Origin of the sequence: Pseudomonas oryzihabitans (assembly GCF_014522265.1) — a bacterium.
Lineage (GTDB): Bacteria > Pseudomonadota > Gammaproteobacteria > Pseudomonadales > Pseudomonadaceae > Chryseomonas > Chryseomonas aestiva.
The window spans coordinates 3,829,347-3,852,749 of sequence record NZ_CP017024.1; the positions used below are offsets into that span (position 1 = coordinate 3,829,347).

A 23,403-nucleotide genomic window follows, 5' to 3' on the forward strand; every position below is an offset into this window, starting at 1 on the left:
TCGACGACCGGTGCACGCATACGCTTCAGACGCCCTGTTAAGGACCTGACGACATGGCAAAACCCAATAAAGCTCGCTCCCGCAAACCCGCCGCCTTCATCGACGATCCGCTCTGGTACAAGGATGCGATCATCTACCAGGTGCACGTGAAGTCGTTCTTCGACTCCAACAACGATGGCATCGGCGACTTCCCCGGCCTGATCGACAAGCTGGACTACATCGCCAGCCTGGGCGTCAACACCATCTGGCTGCTGCCGTTCTACCCCTCGCCGCGGCGCGACGACGGCTACGACATCGCCGAGTACCGCGGGATCCATCCCGACTACGGCACCATGGCCGATGCCAAGCGTTTCATCGCCGAGGCCCATGCCCGTGGCCTGCGGGTGATCACCGAGCTGGTCATCAACCACACCTCCGACCAGCACCCCTGGTTCCAGCGCGCCCGGCGCGCCAAGAAGGGCTCGGCGGCGCGCAACTTCTACGTCTGGTCCGACGACGACCAGAAGTACGATGGCACCCGCATCATCTTCCTCGACACCGAGAAGTCCAACTGGACCTGGGACCCGGTCGCCGGCCAGTACTTCTGGCACCGCTTCTATTCCCACCAGCCGGACCTCAACTTCGACAATCCCCAGGTCATGAAGGCTGTCATCTCGATCATGAGGTACTGGCTGGATCTGGGTGTCGACGGCCTGCGCCTGGACGCCATTCCCTATCTGGTGGAGCGCGACGGTACCAACAACGAGAACCTTCCCGAGACCCACGTGGTGCTCAAGGAGATTCGCGCCGAGATCGACGCCAACTATCCCGACCGCATGCTGCTGGCCGAGGCCAACCAGTGGCCGGAAGACACCCAGCTGTATTTCGGCGATGGCGACGAATGCCACATGGCCTTCCACTTTCCGCTGATGCCGCGCATGTACATGGCCATCGCCCAGGAAGACCGCTTCCCCATCACCGATATCCTGCGCCAGACGCCGGAGATCCCGGCCAACTGCCAGTGGTCGATCTTCCTGCGCAACCATGATGAACTGACCCTGGAGATGGTGACCGACCGCGAGCGGGACTATCTCTGGAACTACTACGCCTCGGATCGCCGTGCGCGCATCAACCTCGGCATCCGTCGCCGCCTGGCGCCCCTGCTGGAACGCGATCGCCGGCGTATCGAGCTGCTCAACAGCCTGCTGCTGTCGATGCCCGGTACCCCGACGATGTATTACGGCGACGAAATCGGCATGGGTGACAACATCCACCTGGGCGATCGCGATGGCGTGCGGACGCCGATGCAGTGGTCGGTCGACCGCAACGGCGGCTTCTCCCGGGCCGACCCGGCCAGCCTGGTGCTGCCCTCGATCATGGACCCGCTCTACGGCTACCAGGCGATCAACGTCGAGGCCCAGTCGCGCGATCCCCATTCGCTGCTCAACTGGACGCGGCGCATGCTGGCCGTGCGCAAGCAGCAGAAGGCCTTCGGTCGCGGCACCCTGAAGATGCTGTCGCCTACCAACAGACGCATCCTGGCCTACCTGCGCGACTTCACCAATGCCCAGGGCGAGCACGAGACCATCCTCTGCGTGGCCAACGTCTCCCGCGCTGCCCAGGCGGTAGAACTGGACCTGTCCAGCTTCGCCGGCCAGGTACCGGTGGAAATGATCGGTGGCAGCGCCTTCCCGCCCATCGGCCAGCTGCCCTACATGCTGACCCTGCCGCCCTATGGCTTCTACTGGTTCTACCTGGCCGGCAACGAGCAGATGCCCGCCTGGCACACCGAGCCGCCGGCACCGATGCCCGACTACCAGACGGTGGTCATCAAGCGCAATCTGCAGGAACTGCTGGACGGCGAGCCGCGCCGCATCTTCGAAGAGGTGCTGCCGGTCTATCTGCCCAAGCGTCGCTGGTTCGGTTCCAAGGACGAGGCGATCACTGGTGTGCGGCTGGACTATGCCGTGCAGATCAACACGCCCAAACTGCCGGTGATGTTCAGCGAGGTGGTGGTGACCAATGCCAAGGGTGAAGAACGCTATGCCTTGCCCCTGGGCTTCCTTGCCGAGGAGGACCAGCATTGCAGCCCGCTGGCCACCCAGCTGGCGCTTTCCCGCATCCGTCACGTGCGGCGAGTGGGCCTGGTGACCGACGCCTTCGCCCTCACCAGCTTCGTGCACGGCGTCTTCGATGCCTTCCGCAAGGGTGCCAGGCTGGCGTCCCCTGCCGGGGACCTGAGTTTCGAGGTCTACGACCAGGCTGAGGACTTCGCACTGGATCCGGACATCGAGATCAAGCACCTGGGCGTCGAGCAGTCCAACAGTTCGCTGATCGTCGGCGACCACCTGATGCTCAAACTGATCCGCAAGGTGGCGCCGGGTATCCACCCGGAAGTGGAGATGGGACGCTACCTGGCCCAGGCCGGGTTCGCCAACATCGCCGCGACCCATGCCGTCGCCCAGCGCATCGCGGCGGACGGCACGCCGCACGTGCTGATGCTGGTCCAGCAGCACATCCACAACCAGGGTGATGCCTGGACCTGGAGCCTCGACGGTCTGGATCGCGTCACCCGTGACCTGCTCAGCGGCGGCATCTCCGACGTGGAGAACGAATTCACCGCCATGGGCGATCTGACGGCCTTCGCCGGCGTGCTGGGCAAGCGTCTGGGCGAGATGCATCTCGTGCTGGCGCAGCCCACCGAGGATGCGGCCTTCGCTCCCGAAACCGTGGACGCCCAGGCGGCCAAGGACCTGGCGCATCGCGTTCGCCTCCAGGTGGACAACGCCCTGGATACCCTGCAGGGCATGGGCGATCAGCTCGACGCCACTGGCAAGTCCCTGCTGCAGGGCCTGGTCGGCAAGCGCGAAGCCCTGGCCAAGCGCATCGAGGCCCTGGCGGCCGATGTCGAGGGCGGTCTGCGTATCCGCGTCCACGGCGATCTGCACCTGGGTCAGGTGCTGGTGGCCCAGGACGACGCCATCCTCATCGACTTCGAAGGCGAGCCGGCACGGTCGTTGGAAGAACGTCGCGGCAAGTACGGTCCGCACAAGGACGTCGCCGGGGTACTGCGCTCCTTCGACTACGCGGCGGCCATGGTCACCCAGTCGAGCAACGCCGGCGCGGACACCTCGGAAGAGCACCTGCAACTGCGTGCCAAGGCAGCAGAGACCTACCGCAATGCTTCCTACGCGGCCTTCCTGGAAGGCTATCGCGCTGCGGCGGCCGACATCGGCCACCAGTGGAGCGAGCGGGGCGAGCAGGCGGCGCTGGATCTCTACAGCCTGGAGAAGGCGGTCTATGAGATAGGCTACGAGGCTGCCAACCGACCCACCTGGATCAACATCCCGCTACGGGGCGTTGCCGCCATCGTCGAGACCCTTTTGTCCGGAGCCCGCGCATGACCGATCACAACACCGTTCCTGTCGCTCCGCTGGACGACGCCCGGCTCTCGGCTGCCGAGGCCGAGTCCCTGGCCCGTGGCGAGCACGGCAATCCCTTCGCCGTGCTCGGTCCCCATCCCGATGGCGAGGGCCTGATCGTCCGCGCCTTCCTGCCCAATGCCCTGGGCGCAGAGCTGGTCGATCGCGTCAGCGGTCGGTCGCTGGCCCAGATGCAACCCGGGCGGGTGCCCGGGCTGTTCGTCGCGCGGCTCGACTACGCCGCGCCCTACAAGCTGGTCATCCGCTGGCCCAGCGGCGTGCAGGAGACAGAGGATCCCTATTCCTTCGGGCTGCTGCTGGGAGAAACCGATCTCTACCTGTTCAACGAAGGCCGCCACCGCAATCTCGGCGAGACCTTTGGCGCCCAGCGCTGCCAGGTCGACGGCGTGGAGGGCGTGCGCTTCGCGGTCTGGGCGCCCAATGCCCGGCGCGTCTCGGTGGTCGGCGACTTCAACAGCTGGGACGGGCGCCGTCTGCCCATGCGCCTGCGCGCCAACAGCGGTGTCTGGGAGCTCTTCGTGCCGCGTCTGCCGGTGGGCACGGCCTACAAGTACGAGATTCTCGGCCAGCACGGCGTGTTGCCGCTCAAGGCCGATCCCATCGCCCTGGCCGCGGAATTGCCACCGCGCACCGCCTCGGTGGTGGCCGACAACAAGCCCTTCACCTGGCACGACCAGGACTGGATGGCTCGCCGTCGCGAGCTGCAGGGTGTGGAAGCGCCCATCTCGGTCTACGAACTGCACGCCGGGTCCTGGCGCCGTGAAGGCGGTGACGAGGGGCGCCAGTACAACTGGCGCGAACTGGCCGAGCGCCTGATTCCCTACATCCGCGAGATGGGCTTCACCCATATCGAACTGTTGCCGATCATGGAGCATCCCTTCAGCGGCTCCTGGGGCTACCAGCCCCTGGGCCAGTTCGCGCCTACCTCGCGCTTCGGCACCCCGGCGGATTTCGCCGCCTTCGTCGACGCCTGCCACCAGGCCGACATCGGCGTCATTCTCGACTGGGTACCGGCGCATTTCCCGACCGACGAACACGGCCTGGCCCGCTTCGATGGCACCGCGCTGTACGAATACGAGCACCCCTACGAGGGCTTCCACCAGGATTGGAACACCTACATCTACAACCTGGGGCGCCATGAGGTGCACGGCTTCATGCTGGCGTCGGCCATGCACTGGCTCAAGCACTTCCATATCGATGGTCTGCGCGTGGATGCCGTGGCCTCCATGCTCTACCGCGACTACTCGCGCAAGCACGGCGAGTGGATCCCCAACATCCATGGTGGTCGCGAGAACCTGGAAACCATCGCCTTCCTGCGTCATCTCAACGAGGTGGTCCACGAGGAAGCGCCGGGTGCCCTGGTGATCGCCGAGGAATCCACCTCCTGGCCGGGCGTCAGTGCGCCGGTCAGCGAAGGCGGCCTGGGTTTCGACTTCAAGTGGAACATGGGCTGGATGAACGACACCCTGCACTATGTGGAAGAGGACCCGGTCTATCGCCAGTACCATCACCACCAGATGACCTTCGGCCTGGTGTATGCCTGGTCAGAGCGTTTCATGCTGCCCATCTCCCACGACGAGGTGGTGCACGGCAAGGGCTCGATGATCGAGAAGATGCCGGGCGACGTCTGGCAGAAATTTGCCAATCTGCGCACCTACCTGAGCTTCATGTGGACCCATCCGGGCAAGAAGCTGCTGTTCATGGGCTGCGAATTCGGCCAATGGCGCGAGTGGAGTCATGATCGCGAGCTGGACTGGTTCCTGCTGGAGCACGGTACCCACCGGGGCGTGCAGCAGCTGCTGGCCGATCTCAATCAGCTCTATCGTCACGAACCGGCCCTGCACGAGCGCGATCACCTGCCCGAAGGCTTCGACTGGGTGGTCGGCGACGACAATGGCAACAGCGTCTTCGCCTGGCTGCGCAAGGACGCCCAGCAGCGACCGCTGCTGGTAGTCGCCAACTTCACTCCGGTACCGCGTCACGACTACCGGGTGGGCGTGCCGTCGCTGGGCCATTGGCAGGAGATCTTCAACAGCGATGCCGAGCGCTACGGTGGTTCCAACCTGGGCAACGGCGGCGGGATAACGGCCGAGGAGATCGGCGCCCATGGCCAGCCGGCCTCGCTGAATCTGCAAGTGCCGCCGCTGGGTCTGCTGGTGTTCAAGCCGCAGGGCTGATCCGGGAGCGCCCCATCAGGGGCGCGTTCCGCTGACAGGCATCCCCGTTCTGGGCGATGCTTGTCAGGCATCTGGCAACCGAGAACACCATGATCGATCTCGCCGAATGGAATCTGACGGTTCCCGTACCCATGCCCGTGGCTCAGGTACAGACCGCCGAACTCAACAGCAGCGGCTTTCGCAGCCCCTATCTCGCGCGTGGCGAGGGGGGATCGCTGGTGTTTTGGGTTCCGGTGACCGGTACGCCGCAACCCTTCAACACCTATCCCGCCACGGAGCTGCGTGAGACGCGCCCGGACGGCAGTGCCTATGCGTGGAAATACCGCGAAGGGGATGCCCTGCTGCAGGCTGAAGCCGTGGTGCAACAGGTGCCTTCACGCCCCGAGGTCATCATCAGCCAGATCGAGGACCAGACCGCCGTGCCGGAAGCACCCCAGGCGCTGTTGCAACTCATCTATCGCGTGGAGAGCCCTGCGACCGGCAAGGGACAGACCCCCCAGGGCCAGTTGATCGCCCGGTTGCGGGAAAGCCCCAGTGACAGCCCCAAGGAGGTCATCCTGCTGGAGCGCCTGCCCCTCAACAGCCGCTTCAGCTATGATATCAAGCTGGCCCGCAGTGGCGTGCTCACCGTCCGCGCCCATGGCGCCGGGTCGCGCAACGGTGACCTGGGTCTGCAACTGGACAGCGCCTGGAGCAGCCATCACCTGTATTTCAAGGCCGGTGCCCGCTTGCGCGATGGCGAGGGGCCCGCCACCGAAGGCGGACGGGTCCTTTTCTACCGGCTGATCTCCATGCACCAGCCCAACAACCGGTAAGACTGGCTCAGGTCGCGTGCTTTTCCTGCTGCTTGCGCTCTTCGCGTCGGTCATTGCTGACCTTGAGCTTCTTGGCCCGGCTTTCCAGGGCGAAGTAGAGCACGGCCGCGATCAGCAGCGGCAGGATGAAATACAGCGTCCGGTAGCCGAGCAGCGCAGCGATGATCTTGCCCTGGGAGAGGCCGTCATTGGCCAGCAGGGCGATGAACACCGTCTCCAGCACTCCGACCCCAGCCGGGATATGCACGATGACCATGGCGATGCTGGAGAGCAACAACACGCCTAGCACATGCAGATAGTCCACCTGGCGGCCGAGGAACAGGTAGACGATGGCCGCCATGGCCATCCAGTTGATCGAGGAGACCAGCAACTGCAGGCAGGCCATGCGCAGCGAGGGCAGGGCGAGGCGCTGCTTGCGTACCGTCCATTCGCGCTGCTTGGCGAAGGCACAGACGCCCAGGTAGAAGACGATGAAGGCCAGCAGGCCGAAGCCGATCAGCCGCAGGGTGGTATCGCCGACGAACCAGTTGGGCGGCATGTCCACCACGCCGCTGACGAAGATGCCACCGGCCAGCAGGATATAGCCGAGCCAGTTGGTGGCGATGCTCAGGGAAAAGATGCGGGTGATGGTGCCGCTGGAAAGGCCCAGGCGGGAATAGAGGCGGTATCTCATGCCGATGCCGCCGACCCAGGTGCTCAGGGTCAGGGTGAAGGCGTAGCAGATGAAGGAGACGAGGAACACCTGGCGCTTGACCAGCTTGTGCCCGCAATAGGCCCGCCCGATCAGGTCATAGCAGCCATACATGATGTAGGACAGCACCACCAGGCCGCCGGCCATGGCTAGCGTCGTCCACTTGTAGCCGGTGAAGACCTTCCAGACCTCGCCCCAGTCCACCTTGCGGGCATAGATCACCAGCAGCACCACCACCGCGATCAGGAAGACCCAGGTGAGGATCTTCTTCGCCAGCACCCAGCGACCATTCTGCGGCTTGTCGGCAGCCTGCTGGTCGTCCTCGTCGTTGGTATGATCCAGGGCGTCGCTGTGGCTGCTCATCGTTGGGGATACCTTGAAATCGAGGAATCGACCCGATCCTGGGTTTCGAGTTCGGGCTGCACCGGCGGACTCACCAGTTCGATCTTGGGGTATGACCGGGCAGCCAGCCGACCCAGGCGGGGAAGTGGCGCAGGAAGTGAAAGACCAGCATCGTCTTGGCCAGGTGCCAGTAGGTGCGCTTGGGTACCTTGCTGCTGTCGACGTGCTCGCAGTGATTCTGGATCAGGGTTTCCAGGCGACCGCGCAATTCACGGTTGAAGACGTGGTCATGGAAGATCAGGTTGCATTCGAGATTGAGCGAGAGACTCAAGGGGTCGAGATTGCTCGAACCCACGGTGGACCAGTGCTCGTCCATGGTCGCCACCTTGCCGTGCAGGGGGCGCAGGCAATATTCGTAGATCTCCACCCCGGCCTTGACCAGATAGTTGTAAAGCATCTGCGCGCCGACCTTAACGATGGCCATGTCCGGTTCGCCCTGCACGATCAGCACCACGCGGACGCCCCGCTGCGCCGCATTGCGCATTTCCCTGAGCAGCCGATAGCCGGGGAAGAAGTAGGCGTTGGCAATCACCACCTCGCGCTTGGCGTTGCGCAGCATCTCCAGGTAGTGCTTTTCGATGTCGGCGCGATGCTCGTCGTTGTCGCGGAACACCAGCAGCGCCTGGGCATTGCCGGGATTGCGGTTGTCGGCCGGCTTTTGCGAGCGCTTGCCCCACCAGCGGTGGGTTTCCTCCGGGGAGTTGATGGCGTCGCGCGCGAAGCGGTGGATGTCATCGACGATGGGGCCTTCGACCTCGACGGCGTAGTCCTGCTTGGCTTCGGGTCCGAAGTCGCCCAGGTGCTCGGCGGAGTAGTTGATGCCGCCGATGAACCCTAGGCGGGCGTCCACCACCACGATCTTGCGATGCAGGCGGCGGAAGAGATTGGTCCTCATGCCCATGACCAGGGGGCGCGGATCGTAATAGCGGAACCGTACGCCGGCATGCACCATTTCATCAATGAAGTCGCGTGGCAGATCGGGCGAGCCGTAGGCGTCCACGGTGATGTCCACCTGAACACCACGCTTGGCCGCCGCGACCAGCTCTTTCTGCAAGGCTTTGCCGACCTTGTCGTGAAAGAGGATGAAGGTCTCGATGATGACCTCGCGCTCGGCCGCGCGGATCGCCTCGAAGACCCGTGGAAAGAAGTCCTCGCCGTTTTCCAGCAAGGCGATGCGGTTTCCGTCCCGCCATTCGAAATTCATAGGTGGAAGTCCGCAGCCAGGGGCGCATGGTCGGACAGGTGCGACCATGGCTGATTGCCCAGCACCTGTGGGCGCCCGACGCTGACGTTGCGCGTGTAGATGCGATCCAGGCAGAGCAGGGGTCGCTTCGCCGGGAAGGTCTTGGGCAGGCGCCCTGCGGTCTTCATGAACACCTCTTCGAGTCCCGCGCCCTGGCCAAGGATGTCATTGGCCTTCTGACGCCAGTCGTTGAAGTCCCCTGCCACCACGACGGGGGCATCGCTGGGCAGGGAATTGATGTGTTCGCAGATCAGCTGCATCTGCATCTGGCGATGTTTCTCGCGCAGGCCCAGATGCACGCAGATGACGTGCAGATCCACGGCCTGATCCGGGATACGCAGGACGCAATGCAGCATCCCGCGCTTTTCCGGACCGGCGATGGAAATGTCGAAGTTGTCGTAACTGACGATGGGAAACTTCGACAGCACCGCATTACCGTGATGGCCGTCCGGGTAGACCGCATTTCGCCCGTAGGCGAAGTCGGTCCACATCGAATCGGCCAGGAACTCGTACTGCGGCGCCGCCGGCCAGTTCTCGAAGCGCAACGGGTGCTTTTCGTGGGTACCCAATACCTCCTGCAAGAAGACAATGTCCGCTGACACCGTCCGCACCGCCTCGCGCAATTCCGGCAAGATGAACTTGCGGTTGAAGGACGTGAAGCCCTTGTGCGTGTTGATGGTCAGGACCTTGAACGAAAAACCCTGTTGCGCGTTCGTCATGCCTGGCGCTTCCTCCGCTTGGTCTGGGTCAGCTCGAACAGCAATACCGAGCGTCCGGTGACCTGATAGGTGTCTCCGAAATTGAAGACGTCGCCGGCATCCAGGTCAGGCTGATTGGTATCCAGCTGCAGGGACCAATGCTCGCCCATGGGGACTTCCGGCAGGGTGAAATCCACCACGTCATAATGAGCATTGACCAGAATCAGCAGCGAGGTATCCGCGCCCTTGCGACGAATGCCGGTCGGCTGGGCACGGCCATCGAGCAGGATGCCCATGCACTTGTTGCTGCCGTCCTGCCATTGCTCGTCGCCCATCTCGGTGCCGCCGGGCTGTAGCCAGGTGACATCCTTGACGCCCAGTTCTTCGTTGTAGGCACCGGTGAAGAAGCGGCTACGACGCAGCAGCGGATAGCGGCGACGCAGGTCGATCAGGTTGCGCACGTATTCCTGCAGTTCGGCGCTCTTCTCGCTGATCTCCCAGTTGACCCAGCCGATCTCGCTGTCCTGGCAGTAGCCGTTGTTGTTGCCGCCCTGGGTACGCGCGAACTCGTCCCCGGCCAGCAGCATGGGCGTGCCTTGGGAGAGGAAGAGGGTCGCCAGCAGGTTGCGCATCTGCCGATAGCGCAGTTCGATGATCTCCGGATCGTCGGTCTCACCCTCGACACCGCAGTTCCACGACAGGTTATGGGAGTGGCCGTCGTTGTTGCCTTCGCCATTGGCCTCGTTGTGCTTGTCGTTGTACGACACGGTATCGGCCAGGGTGAAGCCATCGTGGGCGGTCACGAAGTTCACGGACGAGTAGGGCTTGCGACCGCGACGGTTGAACTTGTCGCCGGAGCCCAGCAGGATCTTCGCGAAATCGCCGATCTTGTCTTCGTCACCCTTCCAGAAGGCACGCGCGGTGTCGCGGAAGGTATCGTTCCACTCCATCCAGCCGGGTGGGAAGTTGCCGACCTGATAGCCGCCGGGGCCGCAGTCCCAGGGCTCGGCGATGAGCTTGGTCTCGGCCAGGATGGGATCCTGACGGCAGGCATGCAGGAAACCGCCGCCTTCGTCGAAGCCGTCCGGCTCGCGGCCCAGGATGGTGGCCAGATCGAAGCGGAAGCCGTCCACGCCCATCTCGGTCGCCCAGTAGCGCAGCGAGTCGGTGACCATCTGCAGCACGCAGGGGTGGCTCATGTTCAGGGTGTTGCCGGTACCGGTATCGTTGATGTAGTAACGCGCATCATCGGGCATCAGGCGGTAGTAGTTGGCGTTGTCGATGCCCTTCAGCGAGAGGGTCGGGCCCATCTCGTTGCCTTCGGCGGTGTGGTTGTAGACCACGTCGAGGATGACCTCGAGGCCGGCATTGTGCATGCGCGCGACCATCACCTTGAATTCGCCGATGGACTGGCTGGCCATGTAGCGCGAGTGCGGGGCGAAGAAGGCCAGGGTGTTGTAGCCCCAGAAGTTTCTCAGGCCCTTTTCCAGCAGGTGGTTGTCATCGAGGAAGTAGTGGATCGGCATCAGCTCGACGGAGGTCACGCCGAGCGACTTAATGTAATCGATGACTTCGCTTTCCTGCAGGCCGGAGAAGGTGCCTCGAGCGTTCTCGGGCACTGCCGGGTGCTGCATGGTGTAGCCGCGGACATGGGTCTCGTAGAACACGGTGCGGTCACGCGGGACACGCGGATGGGTGGTGTTGCCCCAGGTGAAGGCCGGGTCGATCACCCGGCAGCGCGGCATGAAGGGGGCGCTGTCGCGCTCGTCGAAAGACAGGTCGCCATCGGCATGGCCGATGGTGTAGCCGAACAGGGCATCGTTCCACTCCAGCTCACCGACGATCTGCTTGGCGTAGGGATCGATCAGCAGCTTGTTGTGGTTGAAGCGATGGCCATTCTGCGGCTCATAGGGGCCGTGTACGCGGTAACCGTAGAGGGTGCCGGGACGGGCATCGGGCAGGTAGCCGTGCCAGATCTCGTTGGTGAATTCCGGCAGCTCGATGCGTTCGATTTCTTCCTTGCCTTCGTCGTCGAAGAGACAGAGTTCTATCTTGGTGGCGTTGGCGGAAAAGATGGCGAAGTTCACGCCGGAGCCGTCCCAGGTAGCGCCCAGGGGATAGGGCAGGCCTTCACGAACACGAGACTTGGACTTGCTGATGAACGCGGTCGCTTCGGTTAAGGGCTTGTTGGAATCGGTTGATGTCATTTCGACGCTCTCGGGATAGCTAGGAAGGAAGTAGCTCTGACTCGGCTCTCAATACCTGCCGGTGGCTGAATCGATACAGATCCGGCTACCTGTATATGAAAGGCCCGACGCAGCGCAGTTCCGGGCCCTGATGGCGAACCGACAAAGCGTTGTTTTTTCAGGAAAAATCAGGAGAACAGCGGTAACGCGAACACCGCAGCGAGGCGGCAGGGGAAGGCCTGGCCGAACGGCCAGGCCGGAACATCACATCACTCGGTGGCGGCAGGCTTGGCCGTGGCCGCCTTGGCACGGGAAGCGCGCGGCTTCTTGGGCGTGGCCGGTGCCACACCTACGCCGGTGGCCTCGACGTTGGCGTCAGCCTTGGCGTTACTGGCCGGGGCCTTGCTCGCACCGGTCTTGCCTGCACTGGGCTTGACCGCCTGCTTGACCTTGCTGGCAACCTTCTTGGCGGCCGACTCGACCTTCTCGGTCACGGACTCACCGGCAGCTGCGTCTTCGGTAGCGGCCTTCTCGCTGCCACTCTTGGTCTTGCCGGTGGTGCCGGCCTTGCTAGTAACAGGCTTTTCCGCGCTGGCTGCAGCCTTGGTCGCCCGGGGCTTCTTGGCCGCGGTCTTCTTGGCCACGCCCTCCTGTTCGGCTTCGTACAGTCGGGTCGCCATCTCCCAGTGGCGATCATGTTCGTGAGCCGGCCGTCCTTCGGACTCCCAGATCTGATAGGCGAGCTGCTGGATGCGTTCGTCTTTTTGGGTCATTGCGGTGCGGCTCCTTGAGTGATGTCTTGTGTGCTGAGCAATCCAAGCGGAAAACGTGCCAGAACCTCGCCGACAGAAAGCTCTTTCTTCTGGTCATGGACAGATGCCGGGGCAAAAGTTTCCCCAAAACGGTACATGGACAAGGTTTCGGGAAGTTTTATCCGGGTGTCCTGCCAAGCCTCCGCGGAAAATTGCAGTTTTCCGTTGTTCTCCAGCAGTTCGGAGGCATGCACCGGCACGATGACGATCACTGCCTGTTGTTCCCAGGTACGGGCAAAGGCCAGCACCTGATCGGCGTGGGCACCCACTACGCTCAGGGGCAGATAGTCACCTTCGGTGAACAGTTGCGGCCGCTGCTTGCGCAGTTGCAATACGGCAGCCAGTACCTGCTGCTTGATCTCGCCGTTCTGCCAGGCATCCAGAGCAGCATCGACCGAGGCGTGCCTGGTCAGCGCCTGCTGCCGCGGGGCGTAGTCCACGGCGCGACGGTTGTCGGGCTCCACCAGGCTGAAGTCCCAGAATTCACCACCCTGGTAGAGGTCGGGCACGCCGGGCGCGGTATTGCGCAGTAGCATCTGCACCAGGCCGTTCAGGGCACCTGCTGGCGCCAGTTCCTGTATCGCAGTGACGATCTCGCTGCGCAGGCCGCGGTACTGATCGTCGGTGAGCAGACCTTCCAGAAAGGCCTTGCAGGCCGCTTCGTAGTCCCCGTTCGGAGCCCACCAGTCGGACTCCAGCTTCTCCTCGCGCAGGGCCTTTTCCTGCCACTGCAGCAGACGCTCCAGATAGGCCTCCAGACCCTGCCGGTCATCGGCCTGCAGATGCAGTGGCCAGCTGGCGAGCAGGGTCTGGTAGAGCATGAGTTCATCGCCCGGCGTCGGCGCCGGGGCGTCGTTCCACTGGCCGCGCAGCGGGGCGGCCTGCTGCATCCAGCGGGTGGCCTGGGCGATGTAGGCATCCGGACGTTCCGAGACCACCGCCAGGCGAGCGCGGGTGTCCTCGCCACGCTTGTGGTCGTGGGTCGCGGTGGTGAGCATGTTGCGCGGGAAGTGTTCAGCGCGCCAACCGCTGGCCTGGTGGAAGGCACTGACCGGCTGGGCGAAATGCTGCGGATCGAAACCCACGTCATTGCGCGACAGCAGCGGTGCGGAGCGATAGCAGGCGGTGTCTTCCACGGCCTTGGCAGCAATGGGCGAAGTGAGCTGCTGGAACTTGGTGATCGCCCGGCGCTGTTCGCGACGTGCCACGCTGCCCACGGGCTTGTGCCGCGGGGCATCACCACCCAGCCAGGCGCGCAGTTGCTCCAGTAGCGGCTGTTCTGCTTCGCTGACATGGGGGCGGGCGGCCTCCAGCGCGGTATCGAACCACTGGGCATCGGCACCGACGAAACCCGCCGCGCCGGCATAGGTGCGATAGACCTTGAACTGCACGATCAGCTCCAGCAGCACCCGGCGGATGGCGCCCTGACTGGTGTCGCGGGTACGCCAGTCCTGTTGGGCGAGCAGGTGCAGGGTGTGCACGGCGGATTCGAATTCGCTGGACAGCGCGCCGGTGAGAACCAGACGCCGTGCTTCCCGTACCTCTTCGAGGAAGTCCTCGGTACGACCGGTCCGCTCGGCCCAGAACCGGCGGAGCGGTGCTTCGCCGCTGGCCGCATGCTGCACCGCCGAGACCTCGTTCATGAACTCGTAGCCGGTCGTGCCATCGATGCCCCAGCCTTCGCGCAACTGCTCGCCGTCCGCCAGGATCTTCTCGATATAGATGGGGAAGCCATCTTCCGGCGCGCCACCGGTGCGGCTGGCGCAAAGGTCGTCCACCCGACGGCGCAGCTTGCGGCAATAGGCACGGGGATTGGCCAGGCCGTCGATGTGATCCAGGCGCAGGCCGTCGAGCAGGCCTTCGCTGATCAGGCGGAAGATCAGCGAATGGGTCTCCTCGAACACCTCGTGGCGCTCCATGCGCAGGCCGCCGAGTTCGGTGATGTCGAAGAAGCGCCGCCAGTTGATGTCGTCCGATGCGGTGCGCCAGCTGGCCAGGCGATAATGCTGACTCTCCAGCAGGGCATGCAGGCGTTCCTGGTTGGCCGGCTGGCTGCCATCGAAGGCGGCGACCGCCTTCTCGATGGCCGCTGCCACAGCGGGATCCCTGGCGGCATCCGCCAGCTGGCGCTGGGCGCCGCGGGCTTCGTCCAGATCCTTGGCACGTGCCGAGAAGGCATCCGCGAAGAGGCTCAGTTGGGGCAGGTCGCTCTCGCGCAGGATCTGGCCATAGGTGCCTGGGTTGATGGGGAAGTGGTGGGCGTAGTACTCCACGCGGAAGGCGCCTTGCTCGGCGTCGAACACCAGCTTGAGGTCGCCGGCCTGCAGCACGTTGCCATAGGCGTCACCGAGGAAGGGCAGCAGCACCTGGCCCTGCAGATCCGGGTCCGGGCCGTACCAGTTGATGTCGTAGAAGCCGGCATAGCGGCTCTGACGACCCCATTCGAGAATATCCAGCCACCAGGCATTTTCCGAACCGCCCACGTTGGTGTGGTTGGGCACGAAGTCGGCGATCAGCCCCATGCCGTGCTCACGCAGGCGGGCGACCAGGCGCCGCAGCGCGTCTTCGCCGCCCAGCTCCGGGTTGACCCGGGTCGGATCCACCACGTCGTAGCCGTGCACGGAGCCGGCGCGAGCGGTGGTGATGGGCGAGGCGTAGACGTGGCTGATACCCAGCTTGGCGTAGTAGTCCACCAGGGGCAGGGCATCGTCGAAGGTGAAGTCCTTGTGGAACTGCAGGCGTACGGTAGCGCGCAAGCGACTCATCGAGTGTTCTCCGGATTATTACGCGCAGTGCTCAGCACGCTCAGGCGTCGTTTAGGGGTAGCAGCGTTCAGCAGGCGCTCGGCCGGGTCGTCCCAGCGGCGCAGCCAATTGGGGTGTTCGTTGGTGGTGCCGGGCAGGTTGGCCTGCTCCAGCTGGCCCAGGGCGTCTTCCACCGGCAGGATGATCAGCGGTGCCGGGGTGCGGCCGATGAAGGCGATGGCGGCATCGACCGCCTGTTCGACATTGCTTTCCCGGGGGTCGTCCAATTCCAGCACCTTGGCCAGGTATTGGCGATCCTCGGCCCGCTCGTCGAGCCGGTCCTGGCGCGAGGTGCCATCGGGCAGCAGCCCCAGCTCCTCCTGGCAGTCGGCATCGCGGCCCTGCCACCAACCGGTAAGGGTCGGCAGGTCATGGGTGGTGGGCATGCCCATGGCTGTGTCCGACCATTGCGCAGCGGGCTTGAAGGCCTTGCCATCTCGCTCGAACAGCAGCACCTGCATGCCCATGATGGCGCGCTCGGCCAGGCGTTCGCGGAAGCCTTCGGGCACCGTCCCCAGGTCTTCACCCATGACCACGCAGCGATGACGCCAGGATTCCAGGGCGACCAGTCGCAGCAGGTCGTCGATGGGGTAGGAGAGATAGGCGCCGTCGGCCGGCGAAGCGCCCTCGGGCACCAGCCAGAGGCGTTGCAGGCCCATTACGTGGTCGATGCGCACACCGCCGGCATGGGCGAAGTTGGCCCTGAGCATCTCGATGAAGGCGCGGAAGCCATGCTTGACCATGCCGGTGGGCGAGAAGGCGGAAATGCCCCAGCCCTGGCCTTTCTGGTTGAGCAGGTCCGGTGGGCAACCCACGGTGACCGAGGCCAGCAACTCTTCCTGCCGACTCCAGGCCTGGCTGCCACCACCATCCGCGCCCACGGCGATATCGGCGATCAGGCCGATCTTCATGCCCGCGTCGCGGCACTGTGCCTGGGCCGCGGACAGTCCTTCGCTGGCCAGCCATTGGGTGAAGGCGTAGAACTCCACGTCCTGGGCATGGCGTTCGGCGAATTCGGCCACGGCCGGGTTCCTGGGGTCGCGATACTGCTGCGGCCAATGCTGCCAGCTCGGCGAGGCAGCGCCCTGGGTGAAGGAGGCATGCAGGGCTTCGAAGCGACAATGGTTTTCCAGCGCCTCGCCACCGTCGCGGCGGAAGGCCTCGAAACGTTCCCGCAGCTCGCCGCCGGCGGTGCGGAAATCCAGGTGCAGGGTGCGCAACAGGCGCAGGCGCAGCTTGGCCAGCGCCGGCCAGTCGATCAGCTCCAGCTGCTCCAAGCGCTCGGCTTCCGCCTGCAGACCGGCGCGCTGCATGGCCTGGCGTACGGACTCGGCACCCAGGACCAGCTCCGGCGCGGCATAGAGCACATTGAAGAACACCCGACTCGATGGCGAGTAGGGGCTGTAGCGGCTGCCATCGGCGCTGAACATGGCGTGCAAGGGGCTGATGGCCAGGGCGTCGGCGCCTTTGTCGCCGGCGGCCTTGGCGAAGTGCACCAGGCCCTGGAGATCGCCGGCGCCGCTGCCCCCTTCGCGTCTGAGGCTGTAGAGCTGCACGGCCAGACCCCAGAGACGGGCCTGTTCATTGCCGGTGGCGTCGGCGATGGTGAAGCAGCGTTCCGGCGCGACGGCCAGGGTCAGGGCTTCGCCATCGACCTCGGCCTGGTGATAACCGGCGGCGCTGATCGGCGCCAGCTGTCCGCGGTCGTCGACCTGGCCGTCCAGACGCTCGCCGCCTTCCAGCTGTACCTGGTAGCGGACACCGCGCCTGAACTGGTCCGGCGCACCGACCGGTTTATCGACCACTGCGGTGATGAGCGGCGGCAAGTGGTGCTTGTCACCCACCTCGGCCAGCTTGCGCAGGCTGGCGTCGATATCGGCGTCACTGTCCGCCGGCAATTCGATGGCCTTGAGCAGATTGCGCAGCGCCTCCGGGCTTACGCGTTGGCGCTGGCCGTCGTAGGCGGTCCATTCGATGGCGATGCCGGCGGCCTCGGCCAGTTGTTCCAGACGATCGCCACTCATGCCTTTTTCTCCAGCCAGACCAGTGCCGAATGCGCGGTCAGCGTGCCGTCCTGACGGGCAGGCGTTGCTGCAGCGTCGCTGCTGTGCAGCAACTCGCCCTGAGGCGCCTCGTCCAGCTGTACGGCCTTGTCGCTCAGATTGAGTTCGATGGTCAGGCGGCTGCCGTCGGCGAGGCTCCAGCGCGCGCGCACGGCGCGGTCGGCCAGGGCTTCGGCGCCTGCGGGACGCGCCCCTTCCAGACGCGGGAAGAGTTCGCGGTGGCGGATCTCCAGCAGCTCGCGGTACCGCCCCAGCCAGGCAGCGTGATCGGGCTGATCGGCTTCGCCGAAATTGGGCTTGGAGTCCTCGAAGGTCTTGGGCGCGTTCGGATCGGGGATCTGCTGGCGATGCTCTTCACTGGTGAAGAAATCGAAGTCCTTGAACTCGTTACGGCGACCATCGCGGACCAGTTCGGCCAGCTCATCGTTGTGACTGGTGAAGAACAGGAAGGGCTGACGGCTGCCCCATTCCTCGCCAATGAACAGCAGCGGAATCATCGGACTGAGCAGCAAGAGCGCCGTGGCGGCCTTCAGCGCCGGCTCCGGTGCCAGACGGGTCAGGCGTTCACCGAAGGCGCGGTTGCCGACCTGGTCGTGGTTCTGCAGGAAGATGACGAAGGCCGAGGCCGGCAGGTCCTTGCTGGGTTCACCGCGGGCCTTGCCGTGGCGGGTCTGCTCGCCCTGGTAAATGAAGCCTTCGCCCAGGCAGCGCACCAGCTTGGCCGTGGCGTCCTCGGTGAAGTCCTGGTAGTAGCCTTCGTTCTCGTCGGTCAGCATGGGATGGATGACGTTGTGCCAGTCGTCCGCCCACTGCGCGTCGTAGTGCTTGCCGCCCAGCAGGGTGGCGGTGTTGTCTTCGTTCTCCAGCATCAGGTGGATGTGGCGACCCGGCTCGACGGTGCTGCGGATCTCCTCGGCCATCTCTTCGAGGAAGCCCTTGTCGTTGATGGCATGGACCGCATCGAATCTCAGGCCATCGAAGCGGTACTCCATCAGCCACATCAAGGCGTTGTCGATGAAGTAGCGGCGCACGGCGTCCTGACGGAAATCGATGGCGGCGCCCCAGGGTGTATGGATGTCTTCGCGAAAGAAGCGCTCGGCGTAGGCGTGCAGGTAGTTGCCGTCCGGCCCGAAGTGGTTGTAGACCACGTCCAGGTAGACCATGACGCCATGGCCGTGGGCGGTGTCGATCAGCGACTTGAGATCGTCCGGGGTACCGTAGGAGGCTTCCACCGCATAGGGCAGGACGCCGTCATAGCCCCAGTTGCGATCACCGGGAAATTCCGACAGCGGCATCAGTTCGATGGCGGTGACGCCCAGCGCGGCCAGGCGGGGTACCAGCTTCTCGACACCGGAAAAGCCACCCAGGGTGCCGACATGCACTTCGTAGATGACGCTTTCGTGCCAGGGGCGACCCTGCCACTCGACGCTTTGCCAGTGATAGGTGGTAGGGTCGATGACGATGCTTGGCTCGTGCACGTCGCCGGCCTGGGCGCGGGACGCAGGATCCGGGACCAGCAGATCCTCGATCTGATAGCGATAACGGGTACCGGCGCCGCACTGGGCCTCGACCGCGAACCAGCCGTCTTGCTCGGCCTCCATGGCAAGGGTCATGCCGCCTTCCAAGACCACCGAAACGGCATCGGCGCTGGGTGCCCAGAAGTGGAAGAGGGTGCGGTCCTTGCCCACCAGGGTGGCACCGGCACGGGTTTGCCAGGCATAGCCCCGGTCACCGCGGCTGCGTCGCGCGAAATATCAGTCATGGATAGAGAACTCCCGAAGCCGGACGGCAGAAAAGACACTGCGGCCCAGTTGGCCGCAGTTGCTGTTATGACCGGTGAGAGTTGCTCAAAGTTGGGCGGGGATAGCGCTTTTCGTCGGCCTTTTGGCGAAGGAAAAGCGCTTGGTAGCCACGTCGGGCATCAGGCGCCGACGTGACGCTCCTGATGCGCGGTGGCCTGGAGCAGATCGAGGTAAAGCGAGGCGTACGGCTTGGCGCATTCGGACCAGAAGAACGGGCCCTGCATGGCCCGGTGCCGCATGGCCAGCAGCAGGTCCTGACGTTCGAACACACCCAGGGCGCGATCGATGGCGCTGATGTAGTTCTCAAGCGACAGCGGGGCGAACAGGAAGCCGGTGGTGCCGTCCTCGATACTGTCGGCCAGACCGCCGGTGCGGGTGGCGATCGGCAGGGAGGCGAAGCGCTGGGCGTACATCTGGCTCAGGCCGCAAGGCTCGAAGCGCGAGGGCATCAGCAGGAAGTCGCTGCCGGCATACATGCGTCGGGCTTCCGTCTCGCAGAAGCCGATGTGGGCACTGACGCGGCCAGGGTAGCGCAGGGCCAGGGCCCGCACCTGACGCTCGATGTGCGGCTCGCCGCAACCTATTATCATCAGCTGGCCGCCACGGGCGACGATGTGATCGGCGGCCTGGATGGTCAGATCGATGCCTTTCTGCTGGACCAGCCGCGAGACCACGGCGAACAGCGGGCCATTGGACGGCTCGAGACCGAATTCCTCGCGGATGCGAGCCGCGTTGACCGCCTTGCCGTCCCAGTCGGATTCGTGGAACTGCTGGCACAGATGCGGATCGCTGCAGGCGCTCCAGCCATCGTCGATGCCATTGAGCAGACCGGTCAGCTTGCCTTCCCGCGCCTTGACCTGCAGCAGCCCTTCCAGGCCGCAGCCGAATTCGGGCGTGGTGATCTCGTGGGCATAGGTGTGGCTGACCGTGGTGATGTGGTCGGCATAGACCAGGCCCGCCTTGAGAAAGGAAACCTTGCCCCAGAACTCGAGGCCTTCCATCTGGAAGGCATGGGGGGGATATCCAGGTCGGCCATGACCGAGGCGGGAAACAGGCCCTGGTAGGCCAGGTTGTGGATGGTGGTAAGGCAAGGGGTGCTGGCACCCTTCCAACGCAGGTAGCCAGCAGCGAGGCCGGTCTGCCAGTCGTTGAGGTGCAGCAGGTCCGGCACCCAGCGAATCGAGGCGTCGCCCAGGGCGAAGTCGGCCGCGGCGCTGGCCAGACGACCGAAACGGATGTGGTTGTCGGCCCAGTCGGCGCCGTTCAGGTCGCCGTAGGGATTGCCCGAGCGCTCGTACAGCTCGGGACAGATCAATACATAGACGACCAGCCCGTCGTCCAGATTGACGCGACCGATGTCACAGGCGGGCATGGCGGCACGGGCGGCGATGCGGCCGACCATCTGCACACGGTCCTTGATCGCGGCCATCACCTGACGGTAGCCGGGGATCAGCACCCGGACGTCATGGGAGGCGGCGAGGGCGCGCGGCAGGGCGCCCGAAACCTCGCCCAGGCCACCGGCCTTGACGAAGTCGGAAATTTCCGGGGTCACGAAGAGGATACGTTTGCGGCTTTCGACGACGGAGCTCAGCGTCAGCTGAGGCTCATCCGTGCGCTTGCGAGGAGAGCTGGATCTGGTGGAAAGAGTGGCAGTTTCAACGGGCTCCAGAGCCCCAAATTTCCCCACGACGGCATTTGCCATGGTGCGCTCCCAATGCAGCAAGTTCGAGACTGAGGTTTACCTGATTGCTTCTTCCTGAAGCTCGATGCTCCTGGTTCAAAAACGCCTACAGCCGAGCTGCTACAGCCTTTTTGCCGGTCATCTCTTCTGAGATGTCTGGATTTGGGCGAGAACTGCTTCGCGGAATTCCAGATTGCTCTCGCACTGACTCTCGGACAACGTCACAAGTTTCCTGCTCGAATGTTGCGGTCCTGCTTCGTATTGCCAAATACATGCCCGAAAGCTGGCGCTCACTCTTGGTGCGCTAAGAAATAAGCTGCAGGTGAACCGCTTAATGGCTGCCTGATCGAGACAATTAGCCGATAAATCATACTTCTGGCTGGCGTACGACCGGGTCGTGCCTTTCGTCGGATTGTGGTGTGGGAAGCACATCGCGACGTCCCAGTTCGGTTCGCAGCTTGGGCAGGCAGAGGGGGAACTCACGATTGATGTAGGTGATCAGCCGTTCCCGCACGAAGCAGCGCAGGTCCCAGTTCTTCGAGGAATCGCCGGAGCTCACCAGCACCCGGATCTGGATCGAATCATGGGACGCATCGGTCACCTGCAGCACACAGACACGCTCGTCCCATAAATGGGGCACCTCGGCACAGGCGCGTTCCAATTCGGTGCGGATCGGCGCCAGGGGCAGGGAATAGTCAACCCATATGAAGACTGATCCGATCAGGCTGGAGGAGGAGCGCGTCCAGTTCTGGAAGGGGGTCTCGATGAAGTACTGCAGGGGAACCACCAGGCGACGGTCGTCCCAGATGCGGACCACCACATAGGTGCCGGTGATCTCTTCCACCCGGCCCCATTCCCCTTCGACGATGACCACGTCGTCGAGCCGGATCGGCTGCGTCACGGCGATCTGCAGACCGGCGATGAGATTGCCCAGTACCGGGCGTGCGGCGATACCCGCGACCAGGCCGGCGACACCAGCGGAGGCGAGCAGGCTCGCGCCCACCTGGCGAACCGCGGGAAAAGTCATCAGCATCAGGGCGATACCTACCAGCAGCACGACGAAGCTGAGGCTGCGTACCAGCACCCGATTCTGCGTCTGGATTCGCCGTGCCCGCAGGTTGTCCACCACATCCACGGGATTGCGCAGGGCGATGGTGGCTCCGACGGCCTTGACCGCCCTGAGACCCAGCCAGGTGAAGGCAGCGATGCTCAGCAGGCCGGTGAGATGCTGTACCGCACGCAACAGCGGCAGGGCATCGGGTGCGGAATTCCAGACACCTTGCAACACCACCAGAGGGACCGCCAGCCGCGCTGGCTTCTCGGCGTGCTTCACCAGGTTGCGCGCCAGCAAAAAGGGATTGGCCAGCCGGCGGATGGCCGCAAACGCCACTATCAGGAGGATGCTGCTGATCAGCAGGGCGACCCCCGCCGCGATCAGCGTGGTGATCCAGGGGGCGTTGAGCCAACCTGTCCAGTCGATGGCCGTCATACGCATTTCCTCAAGCAGACGGCTTCCCGGGATCCTGAAAAGCTGACGCGGAGGAATCGCGGGAAGCCTTTCGAGATACCTGTTTTCCGACTGAGGGGCTTCGCCACGGTTCCCCGAGGAAGCGGCAAAATACCCTGCCAATTAATACCACCCCTGTAGGAAAAAACCTGTTCCGCTCCCGGCAGGCTTTTCTGTCGATCAGTGGGGCAGGATGTCGCACCTCGCGTCTAAGCTTAGAGGAGAGTGCGCAGCGGACGCAGGATAGGAGTAGAATTCGCGCCCCAACGAGATACGTCCAGTCAGATGGCGGACCTGCGGAGATCGAGACGGATTTATGAAGCCAGTGGTAGTGGTTGTCGAAGACGAGAACATGTTGCTCGGGCTGATGGAAGAGGTGCTCGAAGGCGAAGGCTTTCAGGTGCACACCTTCGGTACCGCGGACCAAGCCTGGGAATACCTGTCGAGTGCGCGTCCGACGCCGGATCTGCTGATCACCGATGTCCGCATGCCGGGTGCCATCGACGGTCTGGAGCTGGCGCGTCGCGTCAAGCAGCAGCTGCCGGGTCTGCCCATCATCGTCTCCTCGGGTTATTTCGAAGAACTCCAGCCTGAACGCGCACCGGATATCTACTATCTGCCCAAGCCGTGGCGCTTCGATGATCTGCTGGCCGGCTGCTTCCGCTTCCTCAATCAGCGCAAAGGCTGATTGCTGTCCTCCGCGGCCTGGTTCCAGGCCGCTTTTCGCGCTTTTTGCAGTTCATACCTTCACCTGGCTTCCCGGCTCGCCAACCTGGCGCAAGGCCTCTGGCCCGGGAAAAGGATCCAGGTAATAGCCCCCACGGGCCGCGCCCCGCGCTGTGATGGCCCATCCCGTGGCAGGGATAGGCCAGCGTCTCAGCGTGGCGATCAGTTGCCCAGGACGTCGACCAACCCCAGGACGAAGAACAGCACGATGCACACCGCCGCCACGGCAACGGGGATGAAGCGCGGATCCTTGATAGCCTTCCATACGGCCTGACGATTGCTGCGCGACCTTTCCATGACACCGCTCCAGGAGGAAAGCCGGCGAGCTTAAAGCATCGCCGGGGGCGGCGAACAGCGGGGCAGGGCGGCTCTCG

General features: G+C 64.1%; 14 protein-coding genes and 1 pseudogene. 4 read left to right on the top strand and 11 right to left on the bottom strand.

The genetic code is table 11. The features are described 5' to 3' along the window. The first annotated feature begins 53 nt into the window (after positions 1 to 53). The 3 genes from treS (at position 54) to BGI51_RS17825 (ending at position 6,414) form a co-directional block, all read left to right on the top strand. Positions 54 to 3,383, top strand: a complete 3,330-nt coding sequence (gene treS, locus BGI51_RS17815) for a maltose alpha-D-glucosyltransferase (RefSeq protein WP_133861804.1) — start codon at positions 54 to 56, stop codon at positions 3,381 to 3,383. Then, a complete protein-coding gene (glgB, locus tag BGI51_RS17820; RefSeq protein WP_187979186.1) occupies positions 3,380 to 5,599 on the top strand; it encodes a 1,4-alpha-glucan branching protein GlgB in 2,220 nt (739 codons plus the stop codon). Before treS ends, glgB begins: the two co-directional genes overlap by 4 nt. Positions 5,600 to 5,688: 89 nt before the next feature. Next, positions 5,689 to 6,414, top strand: a complete 726-nt coding sequence (locus tag BGI51_RS17825; RefSeq protein WP_187979187.1) for a polysaccharide lyase family 7 protein — start codon at positions 5,689 to 5,691, stop codon at positions 6,412 to 6,414. A 7-nt stretch (positions 6,415 to 6,421) separates the two neighbouring features. Here the strand turns inward: BGI51_RS17825 and BGI51_RS17830 are convergent, their stop codons facing one another. The 10 genes and pseudogenes from BGI51_RS17830 to BGI51_RS17880 all read right to left on the bottom strand — a co-directional run bounded on the left by BGI51_RS17830 (position 6,422) and on the right by BGI51_RS17880 (position 22,285). Continuing rightward, entirely contained in the window at positions 6,422 to 7,468 is a 1,047-nt protein-coding gene (locus tag BGI51_RS17830) for a lysylphosphatidylglycerol synthase transmembrane domain-containing protein (protein ID WP_252977115.1), read from the bottom strand. 70 nt (positions 7,469 to 7,538) lie between these two features. Further along, on the bottom strand, positions 7,539 to 8,711 hold the full coding sequence (clsB, locus tag BGI51_RS17835; RefSeq protein ID WP_356593119.1) for a cardiolipin synthase ClsB: 1,173 nt from the start codon (positions 8,709 to 8,711) through the stop codon (positions 7,539 to 7,541). Further along, complete coding sequence (locus tag BGI51_RS17840; RefSeq protein ID WP_133861799.1) at positions 8,708 to 9,469, bottom strand: endonuclease/exonuclease/phosphatase family protein; 762 nt, start codon at positions 9,467 to 9,469, stop codon at positions 8,708 to 8,710. The genes clsB and BGI51_RS17840 overlap by 4 nt, the downstream gene beginning before the upstream one ends. Continuing rightward, positions 9,466 to 11,655: a glycogen debranching protein GlgX gene (gene glgX, locus BGI51_RS17845; protein ID WP_252977116.1), complete on the bottom strand. Its 2,190-nt coding sequence runs from the start codon at positions 11,653 to 11,655 to the stop codon at positions 9,466 to 9,468. Before glgX ends, BGI51_RS17840 begins: the two co-directional genes overlap by 4 nt. Positions 11,656 to 11,903: 248 nt before the next feature. Next, positions 11,904 to 12,407 (bottom strand): DUF2934 domain-containing protein, encoded by a 504-nt coding sequence (locus BGI51_RS23595; RefSeq protein WP_252977117.1) that lies wholly within the window; start codon positions 12,405 to 12,407, stop codon positions 11,904 to 11,906. Further along, positions 12,404 to 15,211 carry a malto-oligosyltrehalose synthase gene (treY, locus tag BGI51_RS17860; protein ID WP_187979189.1) on the bottom strand — a complete coding sequence of 936 codons (2,808 nt, stop codon included), beginning with the start codon at positions 15,209 to 15,211 and terminating at the stop codon, positions 12,404 to 12,406. The genes BGI51_RS23595 and treY overlap by 4 nt, the downstream gene beginning before the upstream one ends. Further along, complete coding sequence (gene malQ, locus BGI51_RS17865) at positions 15,208 to 17,274, bottom strand: 4-alpha-glucanotransferase (RefSeq protein ID WP_187979190.1); 2,067 nt, start codon at positions 17,272 to 17,274, stop codon at positions 15,208 to 15,210. Before malQ ends, treY begins: the two co-directional genes overlap by 4 nt. After that, on the bottom strand, positions 17,271 to 19,001 hold the full coding sequence (gene treZ, locus BGI51_RS17870; protein WP_252977118.1) for a malto-oligosyltrehalose trehalohydrolase: 1,731 nt from the start codon (positions 18,999 to 19,001) through the stop codon (positions 17,271 to 17,273). The genes malQ and treZ overlap by 4 nt, the downstream gene beginning before the upstream one ends. Before the next feature lie 233 nt (positions 19,002 to 19,234). Next, positions 19,235 to 20,817: pseudogene (gene glgA / locus BGI51_RS17875) on the bottom strand (glycogen synthase GlgA). Positions 20,818 to 21,163: 346 nt separating this feature from the next. Then, entirely contained in the window at positions 21,164 to 22,285 is a 1,122-nt protein-coding gene (locus BGI51_RS17880) for a mechanosensitive ion channel family protein (RefSeq protein WP_187979191.1), read from the bottom strand. A gap of 334 nt (positions 22,286 to 22,619) precedes the next feature. Here BGI51_RS17880 and BGI51_RS17885 point away from each other — a divergent pair, with 334 nt between their 5' ends. Next, positions 22,620 to 22,991 carry a response regulator gene (locus tag BGI51_RS17885; protein ID WP_027599241.1) on the top strand — a complete coding sequence of 124 codons (372 nt, stop codon included), beginning with the start codon at positions 22,620 to 22,622 and terminating at the stop codon, positions 22,989 to 22,991. Positions 22,992 to 23,191: 200 nt separating this feature from the next. Here the strand turns inward: BGI51_RS17885 and BGI51_RS23800 are convergent, their stop codons facing one another. Continuing rightward, positions 23,192 to 23,326 carry a hypothetical protein gene (locus BGI51_RS23800; RefSeq protein ID WP_256664572.1) on the bottom strand — a complete coding sequence of 45 codons (135 nt, stop codon included), beginning with the start codon at positions 23,324 to 23,326 and terminating at the stop codon, positions 23,192 to 23,194. Positions 23,327 to 23,403: the final 77 nt, after the last annotated feature.